Raw genomic sequence first — 26,389 nt, 5'->3', positions numbered from 1 at the left:
GAGTTTTATGAAATTTGGAATCTTTGCAAATCTTGCAGGACAGGGAAGACATGATGAGTATTATAAAGTGTTGGATGAAGCCCGTGAGCAAGCGATTTACTGTGATGAAAATGGTTATGATTCGATTTGGTATACCGAACACCACTTTGGTCATGAAGGAAATGAACTGATTTCTAACCCGATCTTAATGGGTGCCGATATTGCTGCACGTACAAAGAACATTCGAATTGGCCAAGCTGCCAATGTCGCCACTTTCTGGCATCCACTGCGTTTGGCGGAAGACATAGCAATGCTTGATCAGTTAAGCAAAGGTCGTGTGGAAGTGGGCCTGGCTCGTGGATTATACGGAAGGGAAGCGGCTAATCTAAACACTTTGGCAGATCCAGCAAATCAAGAACAAAACCGGGCACTGTTTGAAGAAACATTGGAAATTTTAAAAAAGGCTTGGTCAAACCGTTTCTTCTCACATCAAGGTGACATCTATCAATTTCCTCCTAAAGGGTTAAAGTGGAGTCACCCTATGAGTCCATCAACTTCGGAATTCATGGATATGGAAAAAGGCGAAATTGATAAAATATCCCTTATGCCTAGACCTTACCAGCAATCACTTCCTCTGTGGCAAGTAATTGATTCACCGCGTTCTATTGAATTGGCTGCGGAAAACGATATACAAGGAATGTTTTGGATGCCTACCGTCAAAGAACTAAAAGGCCGTTTTGAACTGTATCGGGAAAGGGCTTCCAAAGCAAAAGGCTATGAAGTCCCACTTGGTCAGGGTATTGCTTTAGTACGTGATGTATATGTAGCGGAAACCATGGAACAGGCTCGTCAAGATGCGGCAGAAGCAGTATTGAACAATTATCGCTGGATTTGTCACTGGAGGGGGCTAAGCAACCTTATGGATCCGGGCGAAACAGTAAAGGAAGGACAGGAATTGAACTATGAATTCTTACATCCAAGAAATTTATTGTTTGGTACACCTGACTATGTAGCAGAGAAAATTCAAGAATTGAAGGAAGAGCTGAATTTAGAAACATTACTGCTTTGGGTCAACCATAATGGTTTGCCACATGAAAAAATGATGAAAAGTTTAAAATTGTTCACGGAAGAAGTTATGCCAAAATTCACAGAAACTAAAATGGGGGTAATGTAAATGTTAGATATTCGTAAAGTGTATACAGCTATTGAAGAAACACGTATTGAGGGCGGTAAAAAAGTAGAGAATCCCATCAAGATGATAATAACTATGGCGGTTATCAAAAACCCATGGGCTGGCAGAGGGTATGTTGATAATTTAAAACCGGAAATTGACGAATATGCACCGCAAATTGGTGAACTATTAGTTGCTGAACTATTTAAGCACATTGATTCGGCTGATGATGTCGAGGCATTCGGCAAGGCAGCTGTCGTGGGAGTGGATGGGGAAGTTGAACATGCATCAGCTTTTATCCATACTTTGAAATTCGGTAACAAATTCCGGGACGCTGTGAAAGGAACGAGTATCTTGAGCTTTACTAATAAGCGTGGTGGAGCTGGAACTGCGGTGCTCATACCGATGGTACATAAGACAGATGATTCTGAACGTTCTCATTTCATTACATTCGAAGCTTCTATACCTGATGCACCGAGGGCCGATGAGATTGTTGTTGCTATTGGGGTTTCTACAGGAGGACGTCCTCATCCAAGAACAGGAAACAGGCATCAAGATATGGTTGAAATGGGGCTGGTTTAATGCCAACTGCATTGCATGGAAAAGTTTCACTTCATTATGAAGAGAAAGGGATTGGTCAATCGCTTATCTTTATTCATGGTGTTGGTCTTGATCTTACGATGTGGGAAGAACAAGTTGAAGATTTGTCGAAACATTTCCGTGTTATCACATATGACATGGTTGGGCACGGAGGATCTGAGCATCCTCCGGGTCCTTATTCCCTTTCTCAGTTTGTTGAGCAGTTAGCAGAACTGATGAATCACCTACGAATTGAGAGAAGTCATATTATTGGTTTCTCCATGGGTGGTATGGTCGCTCAGGCATTTGCATTAAAATATCCGGATAAAGTGAAAACGCTAACAATCATGAACGCAGTGGCCAATCGGACGAAGGAACAGAGGAAAACCGTTTTAAAAAGAGTGGAAGAAGTGAAAATAACGGGACCTTTAGCAACAATTGAACCAGCCATTAAACGCTGGTTTAATCCAGAATTCTTAAACTTACAGGAAGAAACCGTCAGTAAGATTCGGAAAAGACTTCAGACAAACGACGCTGCTTCATATTTAGCTGCCTATACACTATTTGCAACAGCGGATGAAGATTTGTGGCCGCAGATTCACCAGATTAATATACCGACCCAAATTATAACAGGGGAGCATGATGTAGGTTCAAATCCCGAAATGGCGAGACAAATGCATGAAAAGATTGTACATTCAGAACTAATTATAGTACCTAATATGAGGCATATGCTACCGATGGAAGGATCCAAAATAGTGAACGAAGCTATTAGGTCGTTTATTGAAAGGCAAAAGCAAAGGGGTGACTCGATGTGAAAGAGCTGAAGAAATATCAGATGTATATTAACGGAGAATGGGTAGAATCATCAAGTGGTGAATATTTCGATAGTTATAACCCTGCAACTGAAGAAGCTTGGTGTCAAGTCGCAAAAGGGAATGCTGAAGATGTAAATCGTGCCGTTCAATCTGCGCATAATGCATTCTTGCATTCAGGATGGACTGATATGACATTCACAGAGCGGGGGCGCCTGGTTAGAAAGCTTGGAGAGCTGATTGCTATACACTCTGAAGAGCTTGCGAAAGTCGAATCACTGGATAATGGGAAGTTAATACGTGAAATGCGTGGTCAGGTAAAGTATTTACCTGAATTTTTCTATTACTATGCAGGGCTAGCAGATAAAATCCATGGTCAAACCTTACCTATTGATAAAAAAGATATGTTCGCTTTTACGTCCAAAGAGCCGCTGGGGGTAGTAGCCGCCATTACTCCTTGGAATTCCCCTCTTTATTTAACAACCTTGAAGCTTGCACCTGCACTTATAGCAGGAAATACTATAGTCATTAAACCTTCAGAAATGACTTCGGCATCTCTATTGGAGCTGGTGAAACTGGTTGAAGAGGCTGGTTTTCCACCTGGTGTAGTCAATGTTGTTACCGGATTTGGAATGCCTGTAGGCGATACACTCACCTCCCATCCTCTTGTAAGGCGTGTGGCCTTTACGGGAGGTTCGGAATCAGCACGGCATATTGTTCGTAATTCGGCTCAAAATTTTGCTCAGGTATCACTTGAACTTGGAGGGAAATCACCGAATATCGTGTTTGAGGATGCTAACCCGGATAATGCCGCGATGGGAATCATAGCTGGTATATTTGGTGCTTCGGGACAAAGTTGTGTGGCTGGTTCACGTGCATTTTTACATGTCGACATTTACGATGAAGTGATGCAAAAACTCGTAGACCGTGTATCGAAAATTAAGATTGGTGATCCTTTTCGAGATGATACTGAAATGGGACCGCTGGCAACGCAAGCCCAATTGGAGCGTGTCCAAAAATACGTAGCTATCGGGTTAGATGAAGGTGGAAAACTTGTTTGCGGAGGTAAAAAGCCTGAATATTTAGATAAAGGATGGTATTTTGAGCCCACTATTTTCGAGCATCACGATAACGATTCCCGCATTACTAAAGAAGAAATATTTGGTCCTGTGTTAAGTGTTATCCCTTTTAAAGATGAAAAAGAGGTTATTCAATTAGCAAACAGTACTGATTACGGATTAGCGGCCGGAATTTGGGTGAGTGATATTGCAAAAGCCCATCGAGTCGCGAAAGCTATACGTGCTGGAATCGTTTGGGTGAATACCTATCGAAGTATTTCACCAATTGCTGCAATCGGCGGCTCTGGCCTAAGCGGTTATGGAAGAGAAGGCGGTTATGAAGCGATTCATGAATATATGCAAGATAAAGTGGTTTGGATCAATACATCATCTGAACCGATTCCTGACCCGTTCATAATGAGGTAGTGAAATTTGAAGGGTAGACGCCTTTTATCGATGTGTATTAATAAGGAGGAAAGTGAAATGAAATTACTAGGAATTTCAGGAACGATCATAGGAACAAAGACGAAAGTTGTTATTGAAAAGGTTTTAGAGGAAGTTAAGAATAACCATCCAGATATCGAGGTCGAACTGCTTGATTTGAAAAAGTATGATGTTCAATTTTGTGATGGCCGTAATCCGTCAACATACACCGGAGATACGAAAAAAGTAATTGATATCGTTACCTCAGCAGACTTTTACATTATAGGAACACCAATATTCCAAGGATCGATTACGGGTGCTCTTAAAAACTTATTTGATTTAATCCCCCCGAAGGATTTCCGTAATAAAGTAATGGGGCTTGTGGCTACTGGTGGAACCTACCAGCATTATTTAGTCATTGAAAATCAGCTGAAACCTATAGCCAGTTATTTCCGAGCATTTGTTGCACCTGGCTCTGTTTATGCTCATAACGACCATTTCAATACACAAAACGAACTGGTTGATGAGGAAGTTTTGGAACGTATTTCAATGCTGGGTGAAGAAGTCGTTTTTATGCAAAAAGCATTGAAGAGTACTAAACCAGAGCACCAATTAAGCTAAAAAATAGTAGATTTACAAAATGAAAAAACTCCAGCTGATAAATCGTTTTGGAATTGAGTACATTTCAATTAGCAGAGCTAAGTAGCAAGGAGGGGACAAATTGCTATTAGATGTAGAAGAGATAATAAACTTAACTGATTTATCCTTTATTAAAGTCTGTAATGAACAGTATGGGATTAATAGAGGGGTTTATAATACCATTGATGCTTGGTTTTATAAGCAAGGAATTAGTAACATTCTAGAAAGAAGAAATAGCATATTATATTTTCTTGAATTTATTAAGCAAAGTTCCGGGAAAGAAAATAACCACTATAAATTCGGTCACGGTGGATTAACGACAAAATTAGAAGAATATTATTTTCTAAGATTGGAATCGACCGTTTCAAAAATTGCCTCTAATCTTTAGATGAAGCACATACAAAGAGTGAAGGGTGGCTGAGAACATGACAATCATAGATAAAGTAGAAAAAAAACATTTACTAATTAAAGGGGAATGGGTGGAGGCCAAGGAGTATAGTCAACTTCGATCTCCTTTTTCAGGTGAAGTCATAGCTGAAATCCCCTTGGCTACAGACGAGGAAACCGACCAAGCTATCGAAGCAGCGCAAAAAGCTACAAAGGTGATGGCAAAAATGCCGGCCCACCAACGTGCGAAAATCCTTGAAACATTGGCCCAACTTCTTGAGGAGCGCGCAGATGAAGCCGCTCAAATCATATCTATTGAGTCAGCAAAGCCGGTTACAACCGCGAAGGGCGAGGTGGCGCGGACAATTGAAACGTACAAGTTTGCCGCTGAAGAAGCGAAACGAATTCATGGAGAAACGCTTACGCTGGATGCCGCCCAAGGTGGCGAAAACCGACTTGGTTACACTGTACGTGAACCAATTGGAGTGATTGGGGCCATAACACCTTTCAATTTCCCTATGAATCTAGTCGCCCATAAAGTAGGTCCGGCCATCGCCGCAGGAAATACAATTGTATTAAAGCCAGCAAGCCAAACGCCTTTATCCTCTCTATTCCTTGGAGAACTATTACAGGAAGCAGGATTGCCTGCAGGAGCATTAAATGTGGTCACGGGTGGAGGAAGAGTGGTTGGAGACAAGTTGGTCACAGATTCTAGAGTAAGCATGATTACTTTTACCGGTAGCCCAGGAGTTGGGATTGGCATCCGCAACAAGGCAGGATTGAAACGAGTGACGCTGGAGCTGGGATCCAATGCAGCTGTCATCATTGACAGTGGTGTGGATATCGATAAGATTATTTCCCGTTGTGTGACTGGGGCATTTTCAAACCAGGGACAAGTATGCATTTCTTTGCAAAGGGTTTATGCTCATGAAGAAGTCTATGATCGTTTTGTTGAAAAGTTTATAGAAGCAACGAAACTATTAAAATTAGGTGATCCGCTTGATCCAGAAACGGATATTTCCGCTTTGATTTCCCCGAATGATGTTGATAGAACCCTCAATTGGATTGAGGAGGCGAAACAAGATGGAGCCAAGATTGCAACAGGTGGAATAGCGGAAGGCAATATCCTTCATCCGACCGTCATATTAGATGCTGATGCATACTCAAAGGTATCTTGTCATGAAGTGTTCGCCCCAATCGTGTTGATTAACAAGGTTCAATCAGTAGAACAAGCAATTGATTTAGTGAACGATTCCAATTACGGCCTGCAAGCAGGGATTTATACGAACGATGTACGTACAGCACTGGATGCGGCAGAAAATTTACAAGTTGGTGGAGTCATGATCAACGACATTCCGACATTCCGTGTGGATAATATGCCGTATGGTGGAGTGAAGGAAAGTGGAACTGGCCGTGAAGGATTAAAATATGCAGTGGAAGAAATGACAGAAATGAAGCTGGTTGTCTGGAACCGAAATTAGGGAGTGGAAAAGCATGGCTTATTATGCAGCAATTTTACATATGATTGATGCTGAAAAAAATATAGAAGTGCGCCCACAGCATATCGAGTATTTAAACGAACTTGATCGTAAAGGGAAGGTTTTTGCAAGAGGGCCTTTTGCAGATGGCTCAGGCGGCTTGGTTGTCTATATTGCAGACACATTTGAAGAAGCACTCTCATTAGCGGAAAATGATCCCCACGTTGTATATAAAGTTCGTAGACTGGAATTAAAAGAGTGGAACATTTAATAACGAAACGTTATGAGTGCGTGTCATTGCATTATAAAGAGGGTTGCCTCAGCAACCCTCTTTATAATGCATGTGCAGGTCAACTCCATAAATAAAGTTCTACCAAAAGTGAGTAACTATATTAATCAGACCTTACGACCCTTTGATAACTGCCGGTTGTTAAATGCGAAAGTATTAGTGCAAAAAGGTTCAAAGAGCGAAATAAATCCTTCGTGAAGTTAAACAAGCGTGGATTACACCGATATATATAAATAGGTTTAAAAGTCTTGTCTATACAAGGCTTTTTTTGAATTATGGTCAATTGGCAAATTCTTGATATATGTGATGGCAAGATGGCTTATTAGATTAAACAATTATATGATTGAGTAGCTGCTTACAATAAAATTTCTGAAAACAGCTGGAACGTTTTTTTTGAGGGTTTGTTAAATATGCACGTTGAATTCCACTCCAGGCACTCGCTTTCCGCGGGCGGTCCGGGAGCCTCCTCGGCGCCTTTGCGCCTGCGGGGTCTCCCCTGGACTCGCTTTTCCCGCAGGAGTCTCGCACCTTCCGTTCCAATCAACTTTGTGTTAAAAATTTAGATAGAAACCCTATTGTCTACAAAGGGGGGGGCGGAATGGTCTTCATCCCGAAGCATGATTTTAAAACTCTTCATGGTTTTTTACTGTAATCCTTAATGGATTGCAGAAATTTGCGACACTCCTGCCGAAAAACTGGCTAGTCGAGACACCAAAGGCGCTTGCTTTGATGAGGCTTGGCAGACAGCCGGCAGAAAGGAAGCGGATTTCTGAAATCAACTGAATCTTTTTAAAAGAAAAAACTGTAGGCAAAACTCCTTTCCTTCGAATTTGTCTACAGTCTGTGAGAGGCTGCTTACATAGCTGCTTTTTTTGTTATTTCCAAAGTCACCGCCGCTTTTTTTTGACTGTCTGCAATTTCTTTTTAGTTTGAACTTTCTACAGCAGTTCCTGAAAATTAAACTGATTCCCTTGATATATCAAGGTTTTCTTCGGTGTCACTCATAAGTTGCATAGTAATGCGCTTATTACTATCTTTACTTTGCATAATTCATCTCACAATACTAGGAGTAGGAAAGGCGATGAACTCATTATGATTTTTAGCGAACGATTAAAAAAAGAACGGGAAAAAAGAAATTGGTCACAAAATGATCTTGCAGAGAAGATTCACGTGAGTCGCCAATCTGTGTCCAAATGGGAAACGGGAAAAAATTATCCAAGTATTGAAGTACTCATTAATTTAAGTGATTTATTTCAAATTACGGTAGATGAATTATTAAGGAGTGACGAGGAATTGAAAGAAAAAATAATAAGGGAAAGTAAGCAGTTAGCATTTCCAAAAAGGAAAATGTTTTTTGATATCGTGCTATTAATAGGAGCATTTTTGTTAGTGTCTAAATTAACCATTTTTGGTCTTAACAAATTTGCTGGGACCGATATTACAATTTTAAAAAGCATGCCAGTTGTATCGAACTTTTTACCATTAGCTTTGATGGTTATTGGTGGTGTAGGTTCAGACTATTTGAAAGATAAATATGTAGATTGAAAGGACCCTGCATATAAAACTGCATAATGAATCACAAAATGGAATCTTTTTTTCCTATATTAGGAGATGGGGAGACTATTTGATTGAACTTGATCATAAAAGAACAGAACCTTTGAATTTTAGGTTCTGTTCCTATTTGTTATTTGAACTTTTGCACTTCTTCTTTTCCCTCGAATTTGTTATCTTTCAATATGCCGATTTCTTCAATATGGTTTCGTGCCGTTTCATCCCCTAATTTATAAATGAGGGCATAAAGTCTTTTCATGGCTGCATCGTATTTATCATTTGCCCGGTCATGATGATAGAGAAGGTAGGGCACATGTGAACGGGCATATGCCTCCAGGTCATCTGTCCGGTGTTCCTCCAAGCATTGTTTCAATTCTGCAAGTTCCTCATCAGTTGCGTGTATAGTGAAGCTCGGATTCTCTTCAAGTTTTTGTCCGAGTACGTCGCCGCTGACCAAATCGACATGGTAGGTCTGTTTTTCCTGTATCATTCTGCACATCATCCTTTCAAGCATTTATCTATTCTGTACCACTATTTGTAAAAAGTTAATCATGAACGTAAACATTTCCTTAATGAAAAAGATAGGAAATAGAGGTATCGGATTTCTTATCAAATGGTTTAAGATGGATTTACAGAATATTATGGAAAAGTGAGGGAGTGACATAGTGAAGAGGTCAATCATGGTTATTTTTTTTGTGTTGATTGCTTCAGGCTGCGTAACAAGGAATTATGATTCCAATATGGATTTAGGGAAAAGTCAGTTGAATGAGGAAAATTATTTAGAAGCCCATGAGGCATTTGAATTAGCTTATAAAGAAGCAAAAACACCGGAAGCAAGGGAGTTAATGGATCTTTCAGGTTTTCTGGCAAGTGGGATGAAGTATTACGACGAACAGGATTTTGGTTCGGCCAAAAGCGATTTTGAAAAAGCAACCGCATATAAAGCAAAATATCGGGAAGGTAAACAAATGGTTTCAAAGGCGGTGGAAATGCACCCGGTATCAAACTCCGCCACGATAGAAACTGTAGAGGGGAATGACGAACCGGTGGAGGAAGCAACTGAGGACGGATCCAAAGTAGAAGATAAGGCGGCAACGGAAACAAAAGGCAAAGGAAGCAAGGATTCGGTTAGTACATTAAGTAAATCTCAGGCGGAGAAGCTTGTGAAGGATTATGTGGACATGGGAAATTTCCCGAATTTGCATATCGAACATGATCATGATTCCGAAAAGGGAGATTATATTTTTCATGTTTTCGAGGTGGATGAACCTAGTCAGAAAAGTGGCCACAAAACCACTTGGGGCTGGTATGGCGTGAATAAGAAGACTAAAGAAGTTTATGAAGTCATGTAAGGATAACTGAATGGTCGGATTAAAGGCCCCTGTTGAGGCCTTTTTTATTTTGTGGCGCGGCAAAGTACAGGATTCGATAAAATTTTATAATTTTTGTAAAAAGGTCACCTTATTCTTTATTTTCTTAAGGATTTTTTAATATTTACTGTTTATGATTGAGCCAAGTAAAGGACAATCCTAGGAGGGGTAAAGATGGAGAATTATAATGGTGATGAGCAAGTCAGAGTCAAGGCAGAACGGAAAAAGGGTAAATCTCTTTGGGTAACCAGTCTTGTTTCCGGAGCGGTTGCTTCTATGGTTACATCGTCTGTATTTCTATTTGGCGGGGATTTTATAGATCATGGGAAAAGTTCAGTGAATGAGGCAACAGAAACGGCAGGTGTACAGCAAACGGAAAGTGTTGAAAAGGATAAAAGTGTCACGGCGGAAAAGTTATCGACAAGTACGGATTCAAATGATAGGGCAAAGATGGTCGAATCAGCATCCAAATCAATTGTAGGGGTCGTGAATTTACAGGAGATGCAAAACCAGAACCCGTACCAACAGCAAAGCACGGAGAGCGAAACGGTTGAGAGCGGCACTGGCTCAGGGGTCATTTATAAAAAAGCTAATGGGAAAGCCTATATCATTACGAACAATCATGTTATTGAAGGAGCTAAGGAAGTCGAAATTTCATTGTATGATGGACAAAAAGCAACGGCAACGGTTGTCGGCGCGGATGCTTTGACAGATTTAGCGGTTTTGACAATTGATGCCTCGAAAGCACCGGAGGGAATTAAATTCGGTAATTCTGATAGCATGCGTCCAGGTGAAGAAGTATTGGCAATTGGCAACCCACTTGGACTTGATTTTTCACGATCGGTTACACAAGGGATCGTCAGTGCGACCGGACGCTCCATTTCAGTCGATACCTCGGATGGGGAGTGGGAACTTGATGTCCTTCAAACAGATGCAGCGATCAACCCTGGCAATAGCGGCGGTGCTTTGATCAACACCGCTGGGGAAGTGATCGGCATAAACAGCTTGAAGATTTCCGAAAACGGTGTGGAAGGCTTAGGGTTTGCCATACCAAGCAATGATGTGATTCCGATTGTTACGGAGCTGATTGAAAATGGAAAAATCACGCGTCCATATTTAGGAGTCAGCTTGGCCAGTATGGAAGAACTGCCGCAATATTATATTCAAAATGTTCCTGAAGCCGTGAAGTCCGGTGTAATGGTGACGAGTATTGAAGCAGGATCGGCTGCAGCGAATGGAGGGCTTAAGCAACAGGATATCATCGTTGAAATTGATGGAACGAAAATAAATACAGCCGCTGCATTAAGGAAGTACTTATATACAGATAAGAAAATCGGCGATAAAGTAAAGGTTAAAGTATATCGGGGTACTGAAGAGAAAACGGTAACGTTAACCTTGCAAAAACCATAGAAGGTAGTTAGCCCCCTGATTATTCATCAGGGGGCTTTTAATTGGAAGTCGAGAAGTTTTTAGTAGTATACAAAAGGTTAATATCGGAAAAAATAGATAGTGTATTTGCACTGTTTTTCGAATTTTTCATATAGTCTTTAATACCTAAAATCTAATAGCAGCGTGTTCTACTTGTCAAGGTTTTCATTGTGAATATGTTAAAATATAGAAAAGATTTGACAAATTTGTGAAATGTCATAAAATAGAAAGAAAGGGGATGAAATTATGGAAGCTAATCAGAAGATGTTAGATGCAGTGAAATGGGTATCGGGCACAGGTTGTGTAATCGGAATTATTATTTTTGCTTTAAGTTTCTTTGTAAGCGATTACAATAAAGATTATATATTTACCGCCGTTGGAATCGCCATCACACTAAGCGCAGCTGCAATTTTTCTAGTTGGTATATTTTTTGTCCTGACAGAAGAAATGGTAATGAAAACACATAAAGGTGAAAGAATTGTACCGGAAACGACTAAAATCATAAAAATGAAGTCAAAGGCTAACACTCAAACAAAAAGAAGTACAGAATTCAGTAACTAAAACGAGGAATATAGCATAATGAACTTGCATTCTATCATCAGATTTACTAACATGGATGAACGCCTGTCTAAAGAATTTAAGTCAAAGTGATCCGAATGATTGAATGCGCTTTCATTTTGTGAAGGACTTGGATTAATTATCAGTTGGCTACTTTTTAATTCAATACAATATACTGCACTCGTCATGTACCAAAAAAATATTTCAAGTAACCCTTTGTATTTGAAATACATACGATGTGCTTGGACATTCAAACCAAACTGCCTGAACGCCAGGAAGTTTTCACTTTGCATTTTGAACTATATCCACGAGAAAAGGACACTTTTAAAAAGTCCTTTTTTTGTGGTTTTTTTATGCACTTTTCCTTGAAGATACAAAAGGGATGTCGTTGATTTTTGAGTAGTGAGTTTCCAAAAGCGGAGTTTATTGAACCACAAAATGTATTTTTTTGTAAAATGGTTGTTGTCCTGTCCTACTGATATTGATTGATAAACAACTTGACTAGTTGTAATTAGTTTGACTGACCCCTGAATTACTTCACCCAAGACTACTGCTAAACGGCTGTTTAGGAACACTGACAGGGCAATAAGTATTGCGAGGAGAATAAAGCCAATTACATTTCACACTCGTTATTTCCTTATATATATATAATATTGACCAGTGTTGGATCATAAGGGTATTGAAGCATGGAAACAACATCGTATATAATGCGGCTACCATTTACCAACTTCCATGGCCGAGTGAAAAAAATCCGCTATAAATCATGTTTTCCAACGATAGATACCTAATTAACAGGATAGGTAATATAATTCATAATCTTTATAAGTCTTAAGGCAATAAACGTGGTGAATATAATGTGAAAATTTTATTTCATTATATTAGAGTAATATTAAACGGAAAGTGACCGAACTGTCAGCAATCCTGTTCTAATAAGTGAATTTTCCATGGGTAATTTATTAAACAATTATTATATTTCATTTGTTGAAGATTTTCGAACATTTCTGTTCATTTACCATCTTCTTACTGCTCTTTATTGAACTTTATGTGACAGATGTCACTTTATATTGTCTTTTTTTACACTTGGGATTAATATTGGTATGTCGGGTTTGTGAACATGGTAACACTTTGTCCGAATAATTACCAATTGGAATTTTATTATGTAAGAAAGGGGTAGTACTATGAAAATAAAATGGGCTCTATTAACTATACTTTTTACAATTGCCACTGTGCTAACCGGTTGCGATAACCCATTAATGGTCTTGGACCCTAAAGGGCCAGTAGCTGCAACACAAGCAGATGTTATTATGATTTCGATATGGACAATGGCCTTTGTCGTCCTTGTCGTTATGGTACTGTATATCTTCATGATAATGAAATATCGTGCTTCCAAACAGCGTGATGATTATGAACCACCTCATATTGAAGGAAGTAAGGTTCTTGAAATAATTTGGGTTGCGATCCCGATTTTGATCGTCGCTTTCCTATCCGTTGTTACTGTTAAAACAACAAATGAAGTTGAGGCAACACCTAAAGGGTACGGAGATCAAGAACCTTTAGTCATTTACGCTTCATCTTCCAACTGGAAGTGGCATTTTAGTTATCCGGAAGAAGATATCGAAACGGTCAACTATCTGTTTATACCGACTAACCGACCAATCGAATTTAAACTTTACTCATTCGGTCCAATCTCAAGTTTCTGGATTCCACAACTTGGAGGACAAAAATACGCGATGTCGGACATGGTTAATACGTTGCACTTAGCAGCTGATGTACCAGGTGAGTATATGGGTCGAAATTCAAACTTCAGTGGTTCAGGTTTTGCTCAGCAAACGTTCAACGTTAATGCATTGTCAGCAAAAGATTACGATAAGTGGGTAGATGAAATTAAAGCTACTGCTAAACCGATTACTGAGGAAAAATTCAATGAATTATTAAAACCTGGTCATGTGGGACAATCCACTTACACTGGAACTCACTTAGAGTTTTCACCAGCTCCTGAAGGGGAAAATGCTGGTCATGACCACGGATCTTCTGATACTGAAGAAAATGATTCCAAGGATTCACACGAGGAACATTCAGAACACAGCAACATGAATCACTAAGAATTAATTTCATTCGATAAAACAACTAGGTTTACAAGATAAGGAATATTTTCCTGAAAGGAGTCACAAAAGTATGGATTACTTTGATCGATTTGCCGTACCTCATCCAAGTCCTGCGATTTATGCATCCATGATTGCCATTGGTTTAACCATGATTGCGGTTGTTGCCGGAATTACCTATTTTAAAAAATGGGGTTACTTATGGCGTGAGTGGTTAACAACGGTTGACCATAAACGTATTGGTATCATGTACATCTTGGCAGCACTGCTTATGCTTTTCCGCGGTGGCGTCGATGCTCTTATGATGCGTGCTCAAACGGCTATTCCAGATAACGGTCTTTTGGATGGACAGCATTATAATGAGGTATTTACAACACACGGGGTCGTCATGATCCTGTTCATGGCTATGCCATTTATCATTGGGTTAATGAACATTGTTACACCATTACAAATTGGAGCGCGTGACGTAGCATTCCCACGTCTGAACGCAATAAGCTTCTGGTTATTCTTCATGGGGGCAATGCTATTTAACATCTCTTTCGTAGTCGGTGGTTCTCCTGATGCAGGTTGGACATCTTACTTCCCGCTGGCAAGTAACGATTTCAGTGAATCAGTCGGTTCGAACTATTACGCGATTTCACTTCAAATCGCTGGTATTGGTACATTAATGACTGGTATCAACTTTATCGTAACCATCTTGAAAATGAGAGCACCTGGCCTGAACTTAATGAAAATGCCAATGTTCACATGGTCTATCTTGATTACAAACTTCATTATCGTTTTCGCTTTCCCTGTATTGACAGTGGCACTTGCGTTGATGACAATGGATCGTCTATTCGGAACTCAATTCTTTACGATGGCCAATGGCGGTAGCGATATGCTTTGGGCGAACTTGTTCTGGGTTTGGGGACATCCTGAAGTTTATATAGTAATTCTTCCAGCTTTCGGTATTTACAGTGAAATCATTTCGACATTTGCACGTCGTAACCTGTACGGGTATAATTCGATGGTTATCTCCATGGTAGCTATTTCTACATTATCTTTCGTTGTATGGGCTCACCATTTCTATACAATGGGTCATGGTGCAATGGTTAATGGTATCTTCTCGATTACCACGATGGCAATTGCCGTCCCGACTGGTGTTAAGATCTTCAACTGGTTGTTCACACTTTGGAAAGGTAAAATCGTATTTACCGTTCCAATGCTATACTCTTTAGCTTTCATTCCGATTTTCACGCTCGGTGGGGTAACAGGGGTAATGCTTGCCATGGCAAGTGCTGACTACCAATACCATAATACAATGTTCTTAGTAGCTCACTTCCACTACGTTTTAATCCCTGGTACTGTATTTGCCGTACTTGCCGGTTTTACGTACTGGTGGCCAAAAATGTTCGGTTTCATGTTGAGCGAAAAAATTGGAAAATGGTCGTTCTGGTTCATTATAGTCGGCTTTAATGTAACATTCTTCCCGATGTTCATCACTGGTTTAGATGGGCAGGCACGTCGTATGTATACGTACTCTGAATCAACAGGATATGGTCCATTGAATATGCTCTCTTTCGTTGGAGCGATTGGTTTAGCGATAGGTTTTGCACTTATTGTGTACAATATCTATTGGAGTACTCGTTATGCATCAAGAAATATCTCAAACGATCCATGGGATGCACGTTCTCTAGAGTGGGCTACACATACACCTATCCCTGAATATAACTTTGCAATTGTGCCAACAGTTGCTTCTACAGAAGCATTCTGGGATTCAAAGAAAAAAGGCTTTAAATTATTTGGCGGTAAAGTAGAAAAGATTCATATGCCAAATAACAGTGGCGTGCCGTTTATCATGAGCTGTATCTTCTTCGTTTGGGGCTTTGCTTTGGTATTCAGCATGTGGATCATTGCAATCATTGCAACGATCGGTATCTTTGCTTGTATGATTCACCGTTCATTCGAAAAAGATCACGGACGTTATATCTCTGTTGAAGAGATCGAAGAAACTGAAAATAAATTGCGAGGTGCTAAGTAATGAAAATAGATAACTCGCTGCCACTAGAATATAGCACGGAAGAAAATCGCTTAAAGATTTTTGGATTCTGGATTTTCCTAGGAGCAGAAATAGCTCTTTTCGCTACACTGTTCGCCACTTATTTTGTTTTAGTTAATGGTACTGGAAATGGTCCAACAGGGGAACATCTTTTTAAAGTCCCAACACTAATGTTTCAAACAATCTTTCTTTTAACTAGTAGTTTTACCATAGGTCTTGGAATCAATGCAATGAGACTTGGCAGGCAGAAAGCAACGATTGGTTTCTTCATTATCACCCTTATTCTTGGTTTAGGATTCTTAGGAGTCGAAATTTATGAATTCGTGGAGTATGTACATGAAGGAGCAACGATTCAAACAAGTGCTTTCTTATCTAGTTTGTTCACATTACTAGGTACGCATGGAGCTCACGTTACACTTGGTTTATTCTGGGGAACCTTCATCACCATGCAGATTAAAAAGCGTGGTATGACTCCACAGACAACAAACAAGGCTTTCATCTTTTCACTTTACTGGCATTTCTTGGACGTTGTCTGGATTTTCATCTTCAGTTTCGTCTACCTGAAAGGAATGATGTAATATGAAAGAATTATTCCCACGGGGCCAAGTTATGGGATTTGCTTTTTCGCTAGTTCTGACTTTGGTCGCACTATCAGTTATTGTGTTTGATCTCTCACTTAAAATGGCTGTGATCATCCTACTTGTTACAGCTTTCATGCAAGCTGCACTTCAATTTGTTATGTTCATGCATGCAGGAGAGTCTGAAGATAAAGCATCGATTTACACAAACGTTTATTACGGATTGTTCGTTGCATTGGTTACAATTTTCGGTACATTGCTAACAATGGTTTGGGGATATCAATAATCCATTCCGGAAAAACTGGGCGTCTTAATGACGCCCAGTTTTTTTGTTTTTAATTTACAATATACCGCTCTATCCACTTCATACTTTGAAGATGTGGATGAACCCATTTTGTTTAGTATAACCATTTCGGAACATTATATTTATAAACGAAAAATTTCCCCCTTTGGAAGCGTGGCCGTGCGTTCAAGTGCGATGTTTTACAAAAGTAAAACGTTAATAGAACATACGCATTTTCTAAGAAAAACTGTCAGACCTTTTGGCGATATAAGTATTTATAAACGTAGCGGAGATGATGAAATTGACATTGCCGGTCTTGATTTTGACAATTATCTTAAGTTTGTTAAAAATATTGGTTACCTGTCTTCCAACCGATGCAGTTAATTGGATTATCAGCAAATTTAAAATACACTCAGAAATTAGTGACGAGAATGCGATCGTAACCTTTGACGGAAAACGTTTGGAAGGTGAAGAAAAAATTCAAGTCATTAATTATTTTAATAACTAGATTTTTGAAAAAAAATCATATATTCCCTGGGAACGAGCAATTGTTTTTACATCCAGAGCACAGTGGGACTCCATTGGTCATAGATACTAAAAGAAGCAAAAAGGATGTTAGGTTATTTGTGTACATTTACAATGACCACGTGGATGTAGTTAAGCAGTACAAGAAGAAAGTCATTTCTTATAGCCTGCTTTCCGATAGCCTCCAAGAACGTTCCGTGCCATTAATAAGAAATTTAGTTTAAAAGAACATAAAAAAGACGGTCCTTAAAAAGACCGTCTTTTTTATAAGTCTTTTATAATGTAATCCATTTCAATTTAGGTACAATTCTAGATTACTTGGTATTAAGAGGTTAACGTACACACTGAAGTCTCAATTTTAGTTTATTTTGGAAAAAGCAATTAAAAGTGAGGGAATTGCTGTAAGAGGTTCTTTAATCGTGCATATGAAAGTATTTAAATGGTATTAAAAAAGCAGGTATCTATTGCGATGCCTGCCTTTTTATGCTTTCCATTGTTTTTCAACTTGATGAAGGGCTTGTTGTAAAATTACTTCATGATCAGTACCCGGTTTAGTTAGGACGTTTGTTTGATAAGATTTCCCTTGGAAATCAACTGTTACTGTAACTTTTACCATTATGCATCTTTCCTTTCTTAATTCAGAATTAAATGAGGTGGTTGTACCTAATTCTTTAATACCCGTGGCAGAGGGTTTTTCAAACATTTCAAAAGCTGTAAAATATAAAGAATTAATATTCAAAATTATCTGATATTTTTAGGGATGTGTCAACATATTTTTTTGACCAACCCCATTTCCCTGCTAAATACAAAAACGACCTGGCTTGTGTGCACATGACGGCCAGGTTGTTTTTGCAAAAGAACTATATTCATATTTTTGTTAAGATAATGCCTATTAATGCTGCAAGTACGCCGGCAATTTGATAGTTTTTAAGTTTTTCCTTGAATAAATAACATCCTGCGAATACGACAACTAAACAGTTCAGGCTGACGACAGGGAAGATGATGCTTGCGATGCCGGTGTTCAACGCAAAGAAATAACATCCATAGCCTATAGTGCTTAAAAGGCCTACTAAGGAACCGATTCTGACTTCCTGTAGCTTGATTTTTTCCTTTTTAAAGGCCAAAGCCGAAAGAAGATAAAGAGTTCCGCCTCCATACATTGATACCAGGATATCAAGGGAATTTAAATGAAGACGTGTTGATGTCGTCATAAGAACGCCGAGCACACCAAAAGATAAAATGGATAATAATGTGTGCATCATCCAAGGGACATATTGATGGTTACCTTTAGCATTAGGTGTATACTGAATGACTAATGTAGCAAGAAACATGCAGACGATTCCAGTCCACTGCAAAGTAGAAATATGTTCGTGAAAAATTAAAGCTGCACAAAGAATAGGGAATATTGCATTCGCTGCGATTAATGGGGATGTCAAGCTTGCCGGCCCTTTTTCAAAGGCGCTTGCCATCTGGATATTACCATTAGCGTTCAGTACCCCAATGGCTCCACCAAGCATGATGGACAGCCAGTTAAACTGTAAACCATCCACAAATACTCCATAAAATATGGCCAAAATAAAAGCTGAAAAATAAAAGAAAAATTGGATATGTACTTTTGAGTAACCCTTTCCGCTACTCCATTTAAAAATGCTGTTATTGATTCCGAAACATAAACTAGTGATGAGGGCTGCAAAAATCCACATTGACGTAATCTCTTCCTTCATGTAGGATAAACTTCTTCTACATTTTAAGCTGAATGCATGCAGGAATCAAACCAAATTTAAAAAGTATGATTGACAGATTAGATATTTTTTTCTATATTTACTATGACAATTTTAAAATATTTCCCGATAAACGGGAGAGGTTCATAGCATCACCCTCTTAAAAAAACTATGGCTTTGATATTTTTCGCGAATCAACCATATCTTTGAGGAGATATGGTTTTTGTTATATAGAGGCCCATTTTATGAATCTCCCTGAAACGTGGGATTAGGAGGACTTTTAATGTCTGGAAGAAAAGAAGAAGAATTAAAAAAAGATATCACACTGCTTGGGAATCAAGGAACAAAATATACATTCGACTATGCGCCTGAAATCCTTGAGTCATTCGATAACAAGCATCCGAACCGGGATTATTTCGTCAAATTCAATTGCCCGGAATTCACTAGCTTATGTCCGATAACGGGCCAGCCGGACTTTGCGACCATCTACATCAGCTATATTCCAAGTGTGAAAATGGTGGAAAGCAAGTCATTGAAACTTTATTTATTCAGCTTCCGCAATCACGGTGATTTCCATGAAGACTGCATGAACATCATCATGAATGATTTAATCGAATTGATGGATCCTAAATATATTGAAGTCTGGGGCAAGTTTACACCTAGGGGCGGAATTTCCATCGACCCTTACACGAATTATGGGAAACCAGGTACGAAGTATGAGGAAATGGCGGATTACCGCTTGATGAACCATGACCTATACCCGGAAACAGTGGATAATCGCTAAAGAATAGGAGAGACAATGGGCAAATGCCCGTTGTCTTTTTTAGTTCTCGATCAGTGGTCTTGCCTTTTTGTCCTTTTTATAAATACAAATGTCCTCCTATAGCGGAATTTCCACTTGATTGTTTCGAGAAAAAGCGTAATAATAGGGAGAGCTAATTATGACAGAATATTTACGAAAATAGGGGATGTCGAGATGAAAGTTGCGAAGTTTGGTGGAAGTTCACTTGCGTCAGGTGAACAGTTGAGAAAGGTGTTCGAAATTGTTGTTTCTGATCCAGAGAGGAAAATTGTAGTCGTTTCAGCTCCAGGGAAACGCAATTCCGATGATATAAAGGTGACGGATTTATTGATTGAAGCTGCGGAACAGCAGCTGCGCGGGGATAACGGAGAGCATTTGATAGAAGATGTGGTATCCCGCTATGCGAGCATTGCTGAAGAACTGGATATATCCGAGAGTGTCATCACTGGGATCCATGAAAATTTAATGGCACTGTTGCATGCGGACCAGACTGACCCGAAGCGCTATTTGGATGCCTTGAAGGCCAGTGGCGAGGATAATAATGCGAAGCTGGTCGCAGGTTATTTCCAAAGCCGCGGGGTAGTGGCGCAGTATATAAATCCGAAGAAGGCTGGCTTGATCGTAACGGATGAAGGTGGATTTACCAAGGTGCTGCCAGAGTCTTATGATCGGTTATATGCTCTGCGTGATGAGCCTGGAATCGTAGTATTCCCAGGATTCTTCGGTTATACGTTAGATGGTGATGTTTTAACCTTTTCAAGAAGCGGTTCCGATATTACGGGTTCGATTCTTGCGAATGGGGTCAAAGCTGATTTGTATGAGAACTTCACGGACGTGGATGCCGTTTATGCGGTGAATCCAAATGTGGTTTCCAATCCCAAGGGAATCCGGGAATTAACTTATCGTGAAATGCGTGAGCTTTCTTATGCAGGTTTCTCGGTATTTCATGATGAGGCACTGATTCCAGCCTTCCGTGCGGGAATACCTGTCCATATTCAGAATACGAACAATCCGGCGGCACAAGGGACCCGCATTGTGAGTACACGGGATAATACGAACGGGCCGGTCATTGGTATTGCAAGTGATAAAGGATTTTGCAGCATTTACATTAGCAAATATTTGATGAACAGGGAAGTTGGTTTTGGACGGAAACTGCTGCACATCCTCGAAGATTATGGAGTTTCATATGAGCATATTCCATCAGGCATCGATGATGTGACGCTTATTCTAAGGCAGGACCAGATGAAGGGTGAAGCCGAGAAGAAAATCATTTCACGGATTAAGAAAGAGCTTCATGCTGATGAAGTGAATGTGGAGCATGATCTTGCCTTGATCATGGTTGTAGGGGAAGGAATGCGGCATAATGTCGGTACAACGGCAAGAGCGTCAAAGGCCTTGGCCGAAGCAAAGGTGAATATTGAGATGATTAACCAAGGCTCTTCGGAGGTAAGCATGATGTTTGGTGTGAAAGGGCATAACGAAGAGACGGCAATTCAGGCATTATATCACGAGTTCTTTTGAGAATAATAGTTCAGTGACCTCCTTTTAGAAGGGGGTTTTTTGTGAGTAATCTTTTAGTCACTATACATACGGCTGGACTTTTCATCTGGTTCTTTATGATAGTGGCAATGACCGTATGGGGATAATCATTCCAAGCTAACAGACGCGCTGTAGGGTTCAGCGCGTCTGTTTTAATTCAATATTACCCATTTGTCAAGTGGCTAAAGCAATTGGAGGAGAACGGAGTTGACGCTCTTGAAACGGATAAAAAGGGGCGTCCAACCTCTGAATACATATCTTTCACCAAATCATAAATGAAAGAGGGTGTCAATGTCAGCATCAAGTTTACTAGCCAAATGATTCACTGGCACCAATTGATTTAAAGTAATCACTTCGAGTGGATCTTGCTGAATAGAATCATGTTTAGAAAGCATCCTTATCACCTCAAGTTTAATATTTCTATATAATACAAAAAAGACTGTAGACAAGCTCGATTTTCATCGAGTTTGTCTACAGTCTGAGCCTCCAAATAGAAGATTGGAGGCTTTCCTTTTATGTTAGTCCATAATTGTAAGGAGTTGATCGATCGCGTTCCTTGGACGTGGGGCAGGAATCATATCGGGATAGCCGACATGAAGGCTGCCGACGATCTTCTCGCCGGGTTTCACGCCTAAAGCTTCACGAAACTCCATGCTGTGTATCATGCCGTATGTTTCCCATATCATCCCAATTTCTTGTTCCCAGGCAAGCAGGCTGAAGTTCTGGATCAATGCACTTGTGGCCGCATAATCTTCTTCACGTGTCATGGGATTCGGATTCTCTTCCATGATCACCGCGACAAACATCGGTACACCTATAAGTTTATTATATCCTCGCTGACCGGCCGCTTTTTTCTTTTCAGGTTCCTTCTCTTTGCCTGCCATGAATGCACTGGTTGCTTCCGCGAGTTTTAAACGGCTATCACCATGCACCACGACGAAGCGCCATGGTTGGGTCATTTTATGGTTCGGTGCCCATGTCGCAGTTTCCAATAATGATTGGATGGTATCAATAGGAACAGGAATGTCCTTAAATCGTTTAATGCTGCGCCGTTCTTTAATGATATCTTCTAGTTTCATGATCATCCTGCTCCTTTAATCATATATGTAAGTTTAATAGTTGAAAAAAAATAATCCCCGGCTGCCTAATATGCTTCCAACGTGAATAAATTACTTGAATAAAGAGGGGGCAATATTCTAGTGACTTGCATTCGCTAATGAGCATATAATTTTACTAGGCACAGAGAAGCCGGGGCGACATTGTAGCTATGTACAATATCAAAAGGGTACGATAATAGAATATCGTAATTGCTTATCAAATTTCAGAGATCGATAATGAAATTGAAAATCATTATCAATTAGAATTTTCGCTTATTTCCTTTAATTTGTCAAGGGTATATATTAAAAAAATTTCAATATATTTACCAATCCTATATAATAGTTAAATTCTTTTAAAAAATCTGTATAAAAATGTATAATGAGAGGATGAAAAGATGCTATCTACATATGAAGAATCGAAGGGTGTCATAGATGAAAAATTTGTCCTCATTTCTTAAGCCCTACTGGCTTTTGATCATTCTTGCTTTATCCTTAATGATTGTCGAGCTCGGGGTAGAGCTGTTGCAACCTCTATTTATAGCAAAAATAATTGATGATGGCATTTTGCAGAAAGATTTATCGGTGGTGATTAAATGGGGAAGTGTCATGGTTGGACTTTCCGTTTTTTCATTCCTTGGCGGGATCGTTAATTCCTTTACGGCATCACATGTAAGTCAAAGCTTTGGACATGATGTAAGGAAAAGCCATTTTGGTAAAATACAGGCGTTTTCTTTTGCGAATTTGAATAATATCCCGACTTCCTCGTTGATAACAAGGATGACCAATGATGTGACCCAACTTCAAAATACGGTTTTTATGGGCCTGCGTATCATGGCAAGGGCGCCATTGATCGTAATCGGCGGGGCGATAATGGCTATTACGGTCGATTTGAAACTATCCCTTGTTTTGGTCATTTCAATTCCGGTTCTTGTCTTCTTCCTGGGATGGGTGATGAAACGAGCGGCCAAGCTGTTTAAGCTCGTACAGAATAAACTCGATAATGTCAATGGCGTCATGAGGGAGAACCTGATAGGCATGCGCTTGATCAAAGCTTTTCTTCGTAAGGAGCATGAAATCGGCCGATTTGACGATGCGAATGAAGAGTTGAAAAGAAAGACTGTGACTTCCCTTCGTTTAATTGAAACGACGATGCCTGTGCTGATGCTTGTCATGAATGTGGCGATTCTGATCATTCTCTGGCTTGGAAGTGAATTTATAACAACGGGAGATATACAGGTAGGGGAGGTTGTGGCGATTGTCAACTATGCCACGAGGATTGCGGCATCCCTTTCCGTTCTTTCATGGCTGATCATGGTCATTTCCCGTGCGAAGGCTTCAGCGGATCGTGTGACGGAAATATTTGAAACCCCGATAGATATTGATGAAGGCAAGGCGGAAAGCAAGAGTGGGGCCGTCAATGGGGGAGGCATCAAGTTTCTGGATGTATCTTTCCGCTATCCTGGAACCGATACCCCGATATTGAAAAACTTGAGCTTCTCCATCGATCCGGGAGAATCGCTTGCTATCATAGGAGCGACAGGATCAGGGAAAACATCACTGTTTCAGCTGATTCCGAGATTATACGAAGTTGAAAGCGGCTCCATTCGAATTGATGACCAGGATGTGAAAGATATTCCCTTGAATTCGCTGCGGAAAAGGATCGGCTATGTACCGCAAGAGGCCCTGCTTTTTTCAGGAACCATAAAAAACAATGTCGCCTGGGGAAAAGAAGATGCCTCGATGGAGGAAATCGTGACAGCGGCCATGCATGCTCAGGTACATGAGACCGTAATGAAACTTCCGAAACAATATGAAACCCAGTTAGGACAAAAAGGTGTGAATCTGTCCGGAGGGCAAAAACAGCGCTTATCGATTGCAAGAGCATTGGTGCGCAGACCAAAGATTCTCCTTCTGGATGATAGTACGAGTGCACTGGATTTGAAAACGGAAAGTAAATTGCTTGCCGCTTTAAAGGACTATACATGCACAACGCTCATCATTACACAAAAAATCAGTACAGCCATGGAAGCAGACAAAATATTGTTGCTGGAAAGTGGTCAAGTGCTTGCGCTGGGGAAACATCAGGATTTGATGCAAACAAGCAATCTTTATCGAAAAATCGTTCACTCACAGTTTGGGGAGGAGGGGGTTTCTCTTGAGTCGAAGAATATCTTCCGATAAGGCAATGACTAAACCGGTCAACTCCTGGAATACGATAAAAAGGATCATTCCCTACTTAGCAACGAATAAAAGCCTGCTATTTTGTGTCCTTTTCATGGTACTGATAAGCTCGGTTTTGGGATTGCTTGGCCCATTTCTTGTTGGAATGGCCATTGATGATTATATTGTCACAAGAGATAGCGGGGGGCTGATCAGCCTTCTTTTCGGGCTTCTCGGGGTCTATATATTCTATTCCATATCTATGTGGCTTCAGAATTATTGGATGATCGGAATCGCGCAGGATACGGTTTATGCAATGCGCAATCAATTGTTCAAAAAGCTTCACCAGTTGTCCATTCCCTTTTTTGACCGGCGTCAGCATGGGGAATTGATGAGTAGGGTCACGAATGATATAGAAAATGTCAGTTCCACTTTGAATAGTTCAGTCATTCAGATTTTTTCCAGTGTGCTGACACTGGTCGGTACGATCGGAGTTATGCTGTATTTGAGCCCTTTATTAACTGTTTTAACCTTATTAATCGTTCCTCTTATGGTCTTCGGTCTGAGGTGGATAACAAACCGGACGGGAAAGCTGTTTAAACAACAGCAGAAGAATCTTGGAGAACTGAATGGGTTTATAGAAGAAACGATTTCCGGACAACGGATCGTAAAGGCTTTTTCACAGGAAGATAAAGTGATCCGGGATTTTGTCATCCGGAGTGAAAACTTAAAGAAAGCTGGCTTCCTATCACAATCATACTCTGGGCTGATTCCAAAACTGATGAATTTACTGAACAACTTAAGCTTCACGGTAATAGCCGCTGTAGGCGGGTTTTTGGCGCTGAGTGGCATAGGGACGGTTTCCATCGGGGTCATTGTCATTTTCACTGAGTATTCAAGGCAATTCACCCGTCCACTCAATGACCTGGCTAACCAATTCAATACCCTTCTCTCAGCTGTTGCCGGTGCGGAGCGGGTTTTCACCATACTTGATGAAAAAGAAGAGGAAGTGGATGAGAAACAGGCCTCTGAACTTCGTGATGTCCGTGGTGAGGTGGAATTTGAGGGTGTTTCCTTTTCGTATAATGATGAAGGGCAAACGATATATGATGTAGATTTCCGTGCGGAAAAAGGGGAGACCATCGCGCTTGTAGGTCCTACTGGGGCAGGTAAGACTACGATCATTAATCTTCTTGCCCGTTTTTATGAGCCGAACAGAGGCCGGATATTGATTGATGGCCAGGACATCCAACAGGTGACGAGGACCAGTCTCCGTAAGCATATGGGCTTCGTTTTACAGGATTCTTTTTTGTTTCAAGGTACGATTCGTGAAAATATTCGCTACGGTCGACTGGATGCCGAAGATGAAGAAGTGGTGAATGCAGCCAAGCTTGCCAATGCCCATTCCTTTATCATGAAACTGCCGGATCGGTATGATACCATCTTGAATCAGGATGGCAGTGGAATAAGCCAGGGACAGCGCCAACTATTATCGATTGCCAGGGCTATTTTAGCCGATCCCGTTCTCTTGATTTTGGATGAAGCGACAAGTAGCATAGATACGATTACAGAGCTTAAAATCCAGGAGGCTTTACACCGTTTGATGGAGGGAAGGACAAGTTTTGTCATTGCCCACAGATTGAATACAATTCAGCAAAGTGACCAAATCCTTGTACTTGATGAAGGAAGGATCATTGAAAAGGGATCCCATGAAGAATTGTTGCGGCAGAGAGGTTTTTATTACGAACTATTTCGCAGTTCATTAAGGGGAAACCAGCTTGGATGAAGAAAGAATGTGTGCCGTCAGGGCGCGCATTTTTTG

The 26,389-nt window shown here is 40.2% G+C and carries 25 protein-coding genes, 1 pseudogene and 1 riboswitch; of the genes and pseudogenes, 22 read left to right on the top strand and 4 right to left on the bottom strand.

Annotated elements, in window-relative coordinates; translation table 11 throughout:
• Positions 1-7: 7 nt before the first annotated feature.
• The 9 genes from J7J00_RS04625 (at position 8) to J7J00_RS04585 (ending at position 8,360) form a co-directional block, all read left to right on the top strand.
• Positions 8-1,153, top strand: a complete 1,146-nt coding sequence (locus J7J00_RS04625; protein ID WP_214787941.1) for an LLM class flavin-dependent oxidoreductase — start codon at positions 8-10, stop codon at positions 1,151-1,153.
• Positions 1,154-1,732 carry an amino acid synthesis family protein gene (locus J7J00_RS04620; RefSeq protein ID WP_192207708.1) on the top strand — a complete coding sequence of 193 codons (579 nt, stop codon included), beginning with the start codon at positions 1,154-1,156 and terminating at the stop codon, positions 1,730-1,732.
• Positions 1,732-2,544, top strand: a complete 813-nt coding sequence (locus J7J00_RS04615) for an alpha/beta fold hydrolase (RefSeq protein WP_214787938.1) — start codon at positions 1,732-1,734, stop codon at positions 2,542-2,544. The genes J7J00_RS04620 and J7J00_RS04615 overlap by 1 nt, the downstream gene beginning before the upstream one ends.
• On the top strand, positions 2,541-4,025 hold the full coding sequence (locus J7J00_RS04610) for an aldehyde dehydrogenase (RefSeq protein WP_309487132.1): 1,485 nt from the start codon (positions 2,541-2,543) through the stop codon (positions 4,023-4,025). Before J7J00_RS04615 ends, J7J00_RS04610 begins: the two co-directional genes overlap by 4 nt.
• A 57-nt stretch (positions 4,026-4,082) precedes the next feature.
• A complete protein-coding gene (locus J7J00_RS04605) occupies positions 4,083-4,643 on the top strand; it encodes an NADPH-dependent FMN reductase (protein WP_214787935.1) in 561 nt (186 codons plus the stop codon).
• A gap of 100 nt (positions 4,644-4,743) precedes the next feature.
• Positions 4,744-5,049: a hypothetical protein gene (locus J7J00_RS04600; RefSeq protein ID WP_214787932.1), complete on the top strand. Its 306-nt coding sequence runs from the start codon at positions 4,744-4,746 to the stop codon at positions 5,047-5,049.
• A gap of 37 nt (positions 5,050-5,086) precedes the next feature.
• Positions 5,087-6,529, top strand: coding sequence for an aldehyde dehydrogenase family protein (locus J7J00_RS04595; RefSeq protein ID WP_214787929.1), 1,443 nt, complete (start codon positions 5,087-5,089; stop codon positions 6,527-6,529).
• A gap of 13 nt (positions 6,530-6,542) precedes the next feature.
• Positions 6,543-6,797 (top strand): YciI family protein, encoded by a 255-nt coding sequence (locus J7J00_RS04590; RefSeq protein ID WP_214787926.1) that lies wholly within the window; start codon positions 6,543-6,545, stop codon positions 6,795-6,797.
• Between the two features lie 1,110 nt (positions 6,798-7,907).
• Positions 7,908-8,360 carry a helix-turn-helix domain-containing protein gene (locus J7J00_RS04585; protein ID WP_214787924.1) on the top strand — a complete coding sequence of 151 codons (453 nt, stop codon included), beginning with the start codon at positions 7,908-7,910 and terminating at the stop codon, positions 8,358-8,360.
• A 139-nt stretch (positions 8,361-8,499) separates the two neighbouring features.
• Here the strand turns inward: J7J00_RS04585 and J7J00_RS04580 are convergent, their stop codons facing one another.
• The gene (locus tag J7J00_RS04580) at positions 8,500-8,856 is read right to left on the bottom strand and encodes a hydrolase (RefSeq protein ID WP_214787921.1); all 357 of its coding nucleotides are present in this window, start codon (positions 8,854-8,856) and stop codon (positions 8,500-8,502) included.
• 190 nt (positions 8,857-9,046) lie between these two features.
• On the opposite strand from J7J00_RS04580, the gene J7J00_RS04575 reads away from it, so the two are divergent.
• The 9 genes and pseudogenes from J7J00_RS04575 to J7J00_RS04535 all read left to right on the top strand — a co-directional run bounded on the left by J7J00_RS04575 (position 9,047) and on the right by J7J00_RS04535 (position 17,472).
• Positions 9,047-9,718 (top strand): hypothetical protein, encoded by a 672-nt coding sequence (locus J7J00_RS04575; RefSeq protein ID WP_214787918.1) that lies wholly within the window; start codon positions 9,047-9,049, stop codon positions 9,716-9,718.
• Positions 9,719-9,910: 192 nt separating this feature from the next.
• Positions 9,911-11,146, top strand: a complete 1,236-nt coding sequence (locus tag J7J00_RS04570; RefSeq protein WP_214787916.1) for a S1C family serine protease — start codon at positions 9,911-9,913, stop codon at positions 11,144-11,146.
• 264 nt (positions 11,147-11,410) lie between these two features.
• Entirely contained in the window at positions 11,411-11,725 is a 315-nt protein-coding gene (locus tag J7J00_RS04565) for a hypothetical protein (protein ID WP_179891008.1), read from the top strand.
• 1,175 nt (positions 11,726-12,900) lie between these two features.
• Complete coding sequence (gene qoxA, locus J7J00_RS04560) at positions 12,901-13,824, top strand: cytochrome aa3 quinol oxidase subunit II (RefSeq protein ID WP_214787913.1); 924 nt, start codon at positions 12,901-12,903, stop codon at positions 13,822-13,824.
• Between the two features lie 73 nt (positions 13,825-13,897).
• Positions 13,898-15,844 carry a cytochrome aa3 quinol oxidase subunit I gene (qoxB, locus tag J7J00_RS04555; protein WP_214787910.1) on the top strand — a complete coding sequence of 649 codons (1,947 nt, stop codon included), beginning with the start codon at positions 13,898-13,900 and terminating at the stop codon, positions 15,842-15,844.
• Positions 15,844-16,440, top strand: coding sequence for a cytochrome aa3 quinol oxidase subunit III (gene qoxC / locus J7J00_RS04550; protein ID WP_214787907.1), 597 nt, complete (start codon positions 15,844-15,846; stop codon positions 16,438-16,440). Before qoxB ends, qoxC begins: the two co-directional genes overlap by 1 nt.
• Position 16,441: 1 nt before the next feature.
• Entirely contained in the window at positions 16,442-16,726 is a 285-nt protein-coding gene (gene qoxD / locus J7J00_RS04545; RefSeq protein ID WP_076370787.1) for a cytochrome aa3 quinol oxidase subunit IV, read from the top strand.
• 27 nt (positions 16,727-16,753) lie between these two features.
• The gene (locus tag J7J00_RS04540) at positions 16,754-17,107 is read left to right on the top strand and encodes a hypothetical protein (protein WP_214788309.1); all 354 of its coding nucleotides are present in this window, start codon (positions 16,754-16,756) and stop codon (positions 17,105-17,107) included.
• Positions 17,019-17,472: pseudogene (locus tag J7J00_RS04535) on the top strand (YfmQ family protein). The gene J7J00_RS04540 and the pseudogene J7J00_RS04535 overlap by 89 nt, the downstream one beginning before the upstream one ends.
• A gap of 257 nt (positions 17,473-17,729) precedes the next feature.
• On the opposite strand, the gene J7J00_RS27880 reads toward J7J00_RS04535, so the two are convergent.
• Positions 17,730-17,987 (bottom strand): BA3454 family stress response protein, encoded by a 258-nt coding sequence (locus tag J7J00_RS27880; RefSeq protein WP_286201169.1) that lies wholly within the window; start codon positions 17,985-17,987, stop codon positions 17,730-17,732.
• Between the two features lie 127 nt (positions 17,988-18,114).
• Entirely contained in the window at positions 18,115-18,972 is an 858-nt protein-coding gene (locus J7J00_RS04525) for a DMT family transporter (protein WP_286201168.1), read from the bottom strand.
• Positions 18,973-19,102: 130 nt separating this feature from the next.
• Positions 19,103-19,148, top strand: a riboswitch (PreQ1 riboswitch).
• Positions 19,149-19,252: 104 nt separating this feature from the next.
• Between J7J00_RS04525 and queF the strand changes: the two genes are divergently transcribed.
• Positions 19,253-19,753 carry a preQ(1) synthase gene (gene queF, locus J7J00_RS04520; protein ID WP_061461394.1) on the top strand — a complete coding sequence of 167 codons (501 nt, stop codon included), beginning with the start codon at positions 19,253-19,255 and terminating at the stop codon, positions 19,751-19,753.
• Between the two features lie 192 nt (positions 19,754-19,945).
• Complete coding sequence (locus J7J00_RS04515; protein ID WP_214787892.1) at positions 19,946-21,292, top strand: aspartate kinase; 1,347 nt, start codon at positions 19,946-19,948, stop codon at positions 21,290-21,292.
• A gap of 536 nt (positions 21,293-21,828) precedes the next feature.
• Here the strand turns inward: J7J00_RS04515 and J7J00_RS04510 are convergent.
• Positions 21,829-22,389, bottom strand: coding sequence for a nitroreductase family protein (locus J7J00_RS04510; protein WP_214787889.1), 561 nt, complete (start codon positions 22,387-22,389; stop codon positions 21,829-21,831).
• 450 nt (positions 22,390-22,839) lie between these two features.
• Between J7J00_RS04510 and J7J00_RS04505 the strand changes: the two genes are divergently transcribed.
• Together J7J00_RS04505 and J7J00_RS04500 are read left to right on the top strand one after the other, a co-directional pair.
• A complete protein-coding gene (locus J7J00_RS04505) occupies positions 22,840-24,588 on the top strand; it encodes an ABC transporter ATP-binding protein (RefSeq protein WP_214787886.1) in 1,749 nt (582 codons plus the stop codon).
• A 4-nt stretch (positions 24,589-24,592) separates the two neighbouring features.
• Complete coding sequence (locus J7J00_RS04500; protein ID WP_214788266.1) at positions 24,593-26,353, top strand: ABC transporter ATP-binding protein; 1,761 nt, start codon at positions 24,593-24,595, stop codon at positions 26,351-26,353.
• Positions 26,354-26,389 lie beyond the last annotated feature (36 nt).

Source organism: Bacillus sp. ISL-4 (genome assembly GCF_018613275.1).
In the GTDB taxonomy this organism is placed as follows: domain Bacteria; phylum Bacillota; class Bacilli; order Bacillales; family DSM-1321; genus Peribacillus; species Peribacillus simplex_E.
This window is presented reverse-complemented; position numbering and strand designations above follow the sequence as displayed.

What these genes read in the sequence shown, in the direction of transcription:
- J7J00_RS04500 (WP_214788266.1), top strand. Translation starts at nt 24,593, where the DNA reads ATGACTAAACCGGTCAACTCCTGGAATACGATAAAAAGGATCATTCCC.
- J7J00_RS04570 (WP_214787916.1), top strand. Translation starts at nt 9,911, where the DNA reads ATGGAGAATTATAATGGTGATGAGCAAGTCAGAGTCAAGGCAGAACGG.
- J7J00_RS04585 (WP_214787924.1), top strand. Translation starts at nt 7,908, where the DNA reads ATGATTTTTAGCGAACGATTAAAAAAAGAACGGGAAAAAAGAAATTGG.
- J7J00_RS04615 (WP_214787938.1), top strand. Translation starts at nt 1,732, where the DNA reads ATGCCAACTGCATTGCATGGAAAAGTTTCACTTCATTATGAAGAGAAA.
- J7J00_RS04510 (WP_214787889.1), bottom strand. Translation starts at nt 22,389, where the DNA reads ATGAAACTAGAAGATATCATTAAAGAACGGCGCAGCATTAAACGATTT.
- J7J00_RS04540 (WP_214788309.1), top strand. Translation starts at nt 16,754, where the DNA reads ATGACGCCCAGTTTTTTTGTTTTTAATTTACAATATACCGCTCTATCC.
- J7J00_RS04580 (WP_214787921.1), bottom strand. Translation starts at nt 8,856, where the DNA reads ATGATACAGGAAAAACAGACCTACCATGTCGATTTGGTCAGCGGCGAC.
- J7J00_RS04620 (WP_192207708.1), top strand. Translation starts at nt 1,154, where the DNA reads ATGTTAGATATTCGTAAAGTGTATACAGCTATTGAAGAAACACGTATT.
- J7J00_RS04505 (WP_214787886.1), top strand. Translation starts at nt 22,840, where the DNA reads ATGAAAAATTTGTCCTCATTTCTTAAGCCCTACTGGCTTTTGATCATT.
- qoxC (WP_214787907.1), top strand. Translation starts at nt 15,844, where the DNA reads ATGAAAATAGATAACTCGCTGCCACTAGAATATAGCACGGAAGAAAAT.
- J7J00_RS04590 (WP_214787926.1), top strand. Translation starts at nt 6,543, where the DNA reads ATGGCTTATTATGCAGCAATTTTACATATGATTGATGCTGAAAAAAAT.
- qoxB (WP_214787910.1), top strand. Translation starts at nt 13,898, where the DNA reads ATGGATTACTTTGATCGATTTGCCGTACCTCATCCAAGTCCTGCGATT.
- qoxA (WP_214787913.1), top strand. Translation starts at nt 12,901, where the DNA reads ATGAAAATAAAATGGGCTCTATTAACTATACTTTTTACAATTGCCACT.
- J7J00_RS04595 (WP_214787929.1), top strand. Translation starts at nt 5,087, where the DNA reads ATGACAATCATAGATAAAGTAGAAAAAAAACATTTACTAATTAAAGGG.
- J7J00_RS04605 (WP_214787935.1), top strand. Translation starts at nt 4,083, where the DNA reads ATGAAATTACTAGGAATTTCAGGAACGATCATAGGAACAAAGACGAAA.
- queF (WP_061461394.1), top strand. Translation starts at nt 19,253, where the DNA reads ATGTCTGGAAGAAAAGAAGAAGAATTAAAAAAAGATATCACACTGCTT.
- J7J00_RS04625 (WP_214787941.1), top strand. Translation starts at nt 8, where the DNA reads ATGAAATTTGGAATCTTTGCAAATCTTGCAGGACAGGGAAGACATGAT.
- J7J00_RS04575 (WP_214787918.1), top strand. Translation starts at nt 9,047, where the DNA reads ATGGTTATTTTTTTTGTGTTGATTGCTTCAGGCTGCGTAACAAGGAAT.
- J7J00_RS04515 (WP_214787892.1), top strand. Translation starts at nt 19,946, where the DNA reads ATGAAAGTTGCGAAGTTTGGTGGAAGTTCACTTGCGTCAGGTGAACAG.
- J7J00_RS04565 (WP_179891008.1), top strand. Translation starts at nt 11,411, where the DNA reads ATGGAAGCTAATCAGAAGATGTTAGATGCAGTGAAATGGGTATCGGGC.
- J7J00_RS04525 (WP_286201168.1), bottom strand. Translation starts at nt 18,972, where the DNA reads ATGAAGGAAGAGATTACGTCAATGTGGATTTTTGCAGCCCTCATCACT.
- qoxD (WP_076370787.1), top strand. Translation starts at nt 16,442, where the DNA reads ATGAAAGAATTATTCCCACGGGGCCAAGTTATGGGATTTGCTTTTTCG.